Annotated in this window: 4 protein-coding genes and 1 pseudogene; 1 reads left to right on the forward strand and 4 read right to left on the reverse strand. The window is 64.3% G+C overall.

All coding sequences use genetic code 11. The annotated features are described in order from the left end of the window. Positions 1-550: 550 nt before the first annotated feature. Positions 551-1,678, forward strand: a complete 1,128-nt coding sequence (locus RZ1_RS29135) for an IS630 family transposase (RefSeq protein WP_072816392.1) — start codon at positions 551-553, stop codon at positions 1,676-1,678. A gap of 17 nt (positions 1,679-1,695) precedes the next feature. On the opposite strand, the gene RZ1_RS29140 is transcribed toward RZ1_RS29135, so the two are convergent. The 4 genes and pseudogenes from RZ1_RS29140 to RZ1_RS29155 all read right to left on the reverse strand — a co-directional run. Then, positions 1,696-2,220, reverse strand: a complete 525-nt coding sequence (locus RZ1_RS29140; protein ID WP_072816394.1) for a hypothetical protein — start codon at positions 2,218-2,220, stop codon at positions 1,696-1,698. A gap of 40 nt (positions 2,221-2,260) precedes the next feature. Next, complete coding sequence (locus RZ1_RS29145; RefSeq protein WP_072816396.1) at positions 2,261-2,908, reverse strand: hypothetical protein; 648 nt, start codon at positions 2,906-2,908, stop codon at positions 2,261-2,263. Then, positions 2,909-3,613, reverse strand: coding sequence for a hypothetical protein (locus RZ1_RS29150; protein ID WP_072816398.1), 705 nt, complete (start codon positions 3,611-3,613; stop codon positions 2,909-2,911). A 57-nt stretch (positions 3,614-3,670) separates the two neighbouring features. After that, positions 3,671-3,949: pseudogene (locus RZ1_RS29155) on the reverse strand (hypothetical protein); the annotation flags it as partial.

Consider the following 3,949-nt stretch of genomic DNA (forward strand, 5'->3'; position numbering starts at 1 on the left):
AGAGGAGTACTTCGGCGGCAGCGGACGCCGCGCCCGCACCGCCTCCGTCCGCCCAGAGCTCGGTGCCTGGTGCCCGGTGCCCGCGCAGCCTGGGCCAGCCGCCGGCGCGCGTTGTCGCGCGACTATCCGGTCACCTCGACCACCTGATCCAGAATCCGACCGCGCTCCTTCTTCGAGGCCTTCGCGTACTCCCTCGCGAGCCTCCTGGTCACCTCGGCACGAGACCGCATCGACAGCCCACTTTCCATCCCCCGACGATCACCGTTTCGCGGGCAAACCCATGTGAGGCACCGAGGGTGTTTGGCGGGCAGATTACGTGATTCAAGTCGAGCGCTGGACCCGGACGGGCCCAGGGTAGGGCACGATGGGCAGCGAGCTGGAAGTCTGCCTCGAACGCCGTCGCGATCATTTTCGAAGGACGGATCAATTAGCCGATGTCAGGATGGTTCGACCGCTTATCTAGTGCCGCACCCGCGAACCTTTGCCCCGTTATAGCCGACACGCCGCCTGGTTGCGGTGTATCGGCCTCGGTATCGGCCAGCCTGGTCCGGTGGCAGAACGAGTACGAGAACTCGATGACGACGAAGGCAAGCGGCTGGTCCGGATCATCCGCCGCGGCACCGGATCGGTGGTGACCTGGCGTCGCGCCCAGATGATCCTGCTCTCCGCCCAAGGCATGCCGGTGCCGAAGATCGCCGAGGTCAGCTTCACCAGCGCCGACCGGGTCCGCGACGTGATCCACAACTTCAATGCCGACGGATTCGACTCGCTCTACCCGAAATACGCCGGCGGCCGACCGAAGACGTTCACGCTGCCCGAACGCCGCGAGATCAAGAAGATCGCCAAGTCCGCCCCCGTCGAGCACGATCTGCCGTTCTCGACCTGGAGCCTGACCAAACTCGCCGAGTTCCTGGTCGCCGAGGGGGTGGTCGACGACATCAGCCACGAGGGTCTGCGCGTGCTGCTCCGAGAGGAGGGTGTCTCGTTTCAAAAAGTGAAAACCTGGAAGCGGTCCAAGGATCCGGACTACGCGGCGAAGAAGGCTCGGGTCGAGCATCTCTACGCGATCGCTGATGGCGAGGTCGTGCCCGATCCCGATGAGCCACAGGCGATTTTCTGTCTCGACGAGTTCGGGCCCTTGAATCTGCAGCCGCATCCGGGCCGGCAGTGGGCCGAACGGGGAGGCACGCACAAGAACCCGGACCGGGAACCGCGGCGCCGTCGGCGGGCGACCTACACCCGTCCACACGGGGTGCGGCACTTGTTCGCCGCATATGACCTGGACAAGGACAGGCTGTATGGGCACGTCAAGACCACGAAGAACCGCACCACGTTCCTCCGATTCTGCCGGTATCTGCGCACCCTGTATCCGGCCGAGGTTCGGATGGCGATCGTGTGCGACAACTTCTCCCCGCACCTGACCACGCGCAAGTGCCGGCGGGTCGCGGAGTGGGCTGAGGCGAACAACGTCGAGATCGCGTACACCCCGACGAACAGTTCGTGGTTGAACCGCATCGAGGCGCAGTTCACCGCGCTGCGATACTTCGCGCTCGACGGCACCGACCACGGCAGTCATCGGGAGCAGTCGTCGATGATTCGGCGCTACATCATCTGGCGCAACAAGAACGCCGAGGACAGGCGGCTACGCGAGATCGTCGATAGGGCTAACGTTGCATGATGCGGCACTAGCACCCCTCATTCGTCGATGACGGGCAGTAGTAGAGCGATGCGCAGCTTCGAGTCGATTTCCTCTCCCAGAGAGAGAGTTTCGTCCAACAGCATGGCCAATACCTGCACTTTGGTGTCGGTGGCGGCGAGGGTGTGCCCGATCTGCTCGGCTGGCACGGCGGCGGCGTTGGCTTGAGCGGTCGCCGCCGTGCTGGCGTCGATGATGCCGGCGAGCGGTGCGTCGGAGGACTCGAGTGCGTTCCCCAGCGACTGTAGGTGGGTGCCGAGTTCGCCGAGGGTCTGGTCGGCGCGCGCCAGGGAATCGAGTACTCCCACCACCTCAGGCATACCTTGGTTGACGGCGGCATTGGCCGCGGGAAGTTCCTTCGCCCCTGTCAACGCCTCATCGGTAGTCTTGTCGACCGTTTTTGCCTGTACTACACCGTCTTTGAAGATGTCGTTGGTGATAGCGAGATCTCGTGTGACGATCAAGATGCCACACAAGAGCGCGATGGTGAAAGCTGCGGCGATTGCCCAGGAGAGCCGAAACATCTGTGTTCTGCCTTTCACGCGTTCTGAGGCCAGCTGAGCGTTACCGGGCGGGAGCGGTTACGCCACCGAGTGGGGGGAGGTTGAGGGAGTTGACCGGCGGACCGACCACCGCGAGGAGAGGGCCGAGTGCTTGGACGTGGCGTGCTTCGTCCTCCACGTTCGACAGGGTCGCGGCGATGGCGGTGGCCTTCGGCCCGAGTGCGGCCAGGGTGCCTTCGATCGTGGTCAATCCAGTGTTGATCGCCTCAAGTTGTGTGGTGACCGACCCGACGGCCGTCGACAGTCCCGCTACGGTAGGGCCCGCCTGATTGGCGCGACCTGTCACATTTGCGACGAGGTTCGGCAGCGGCCCGGTGATAGCGACGACGTCGCTGGTGGAGGCATTGAGGATTGTCGCCTGTCCGGATAGTCCTCCCGCCTTGTCGGTGAGGCCTTCGAGGTCGTCGGCCAGCGGACCCAGGATCTGGATGTCATGGGCGAGTTGGGCGTGTTTGGGAACCAAAATGGCGGTGAGGGTGTCGAACTGGTCTGCGGAGTTGATCACTTCGAGACTGAGCTGGGACGGTCGACCGAGGGGGTCGACGACGTCGTCGAGACCGGGGACGAATCCGTTGACCGTGCACAGCAGCACCGCGGGCGCCACACCGAACCCGAGGAGGACTCCGAGCCAGGCCTTCTTGGTGATCATTTAGTTGCCTCCCGGTGCAGGAATGAGGGCGTCTTGTGCGGGGATCAGCGCCAGCTTGTTCGTCGTTCGGGTGAGCTCATTGTTGAGCTGGTGGACCAGATCGATTGCGGTGGTGAGCTCATTGTCGACATCGGAGACCGTGGCGTCGGCGTCCGCGGAAATCTGGTGCAGGGAGGCTGCCGAGCCCTGTAAGGCCTCAACAACTGTTCGGAGCTGTCCGGCGATCGCGGTATCGCCCTGACCGGCGGCAAGCAACGCCTGTGCGTCCGGAAGCAGTGCCGCAAGGTGCTCGACGTCGGTGGCCGTGGCTGCATTGAGTTTCGTCAACACTACGGCGAGTTCGTCGAGTTGCCGGCGGGCGGTGGCAGGTGCGGTCATGTCCGCTCGCTGGGCGAAATAGTCGTTGGTCAGCCGGAAGTTGTCCACGATGGTGCGGGCGCTGTCTTGGACGAGCTGGCCTTTGTGGATGGTGATGAGGACCAGTCCGAAGAGGACGAGAGCCAGGGCTGCAGCCAACCGGCCCATCCATTCGGTGACCACGGTGAATCCGGTCGAGCCGGGTGACGCGGTCACCGGTACGTCGAGGCGTTGCGGTAGCACGCCCTTGCGGGAGGGCAGCGCTGAGGCGGGGACATCGAAACGCTGGAGTCCGGCCAGTCCGCGGCGTGGATACGCCTCGTCCTGCACGTCGGTATCCATCTTCATGTCAAGTCCAGTCGTCGGTCGGGGTTGTCGGTTCACGGAATTGGGGGGAAGGCTTGGTCAGCCGGGCAGCGGCAGCATCTGGTTGATCGTCTGCGCCGCGGTGACCGATCCCTGCAGGTCAGTGGCCAGGCCCTGCACGATGGTCAGCAGTTGTCGGCCCTGATCGCCGAAAGCCTGCGCGGACTCGACCAGCGGCATCACGGTGTTCTGGACGTCGCCGAGGATGTCCTGGATGTCGGTCAGCTGCTGGTTGGTCAGCTGCGCGCCGTCGGTGCTACTGGCCAACATCTGCGCGGCCGGCGAGATTGCCTCGTCCAGTTCGACCAGCAGGGGGGG

Source organism: Rhodococcus zopfii NBRC 100606 = JCM 9919, from assembly GCF_001895025.1.
Lineage (GTDB): Bacteria > Actinomycetota > Actinomycetes > Mycobacteriales > Mycobacteriaceae > Rhodococcus > Rhodococcus zopfii.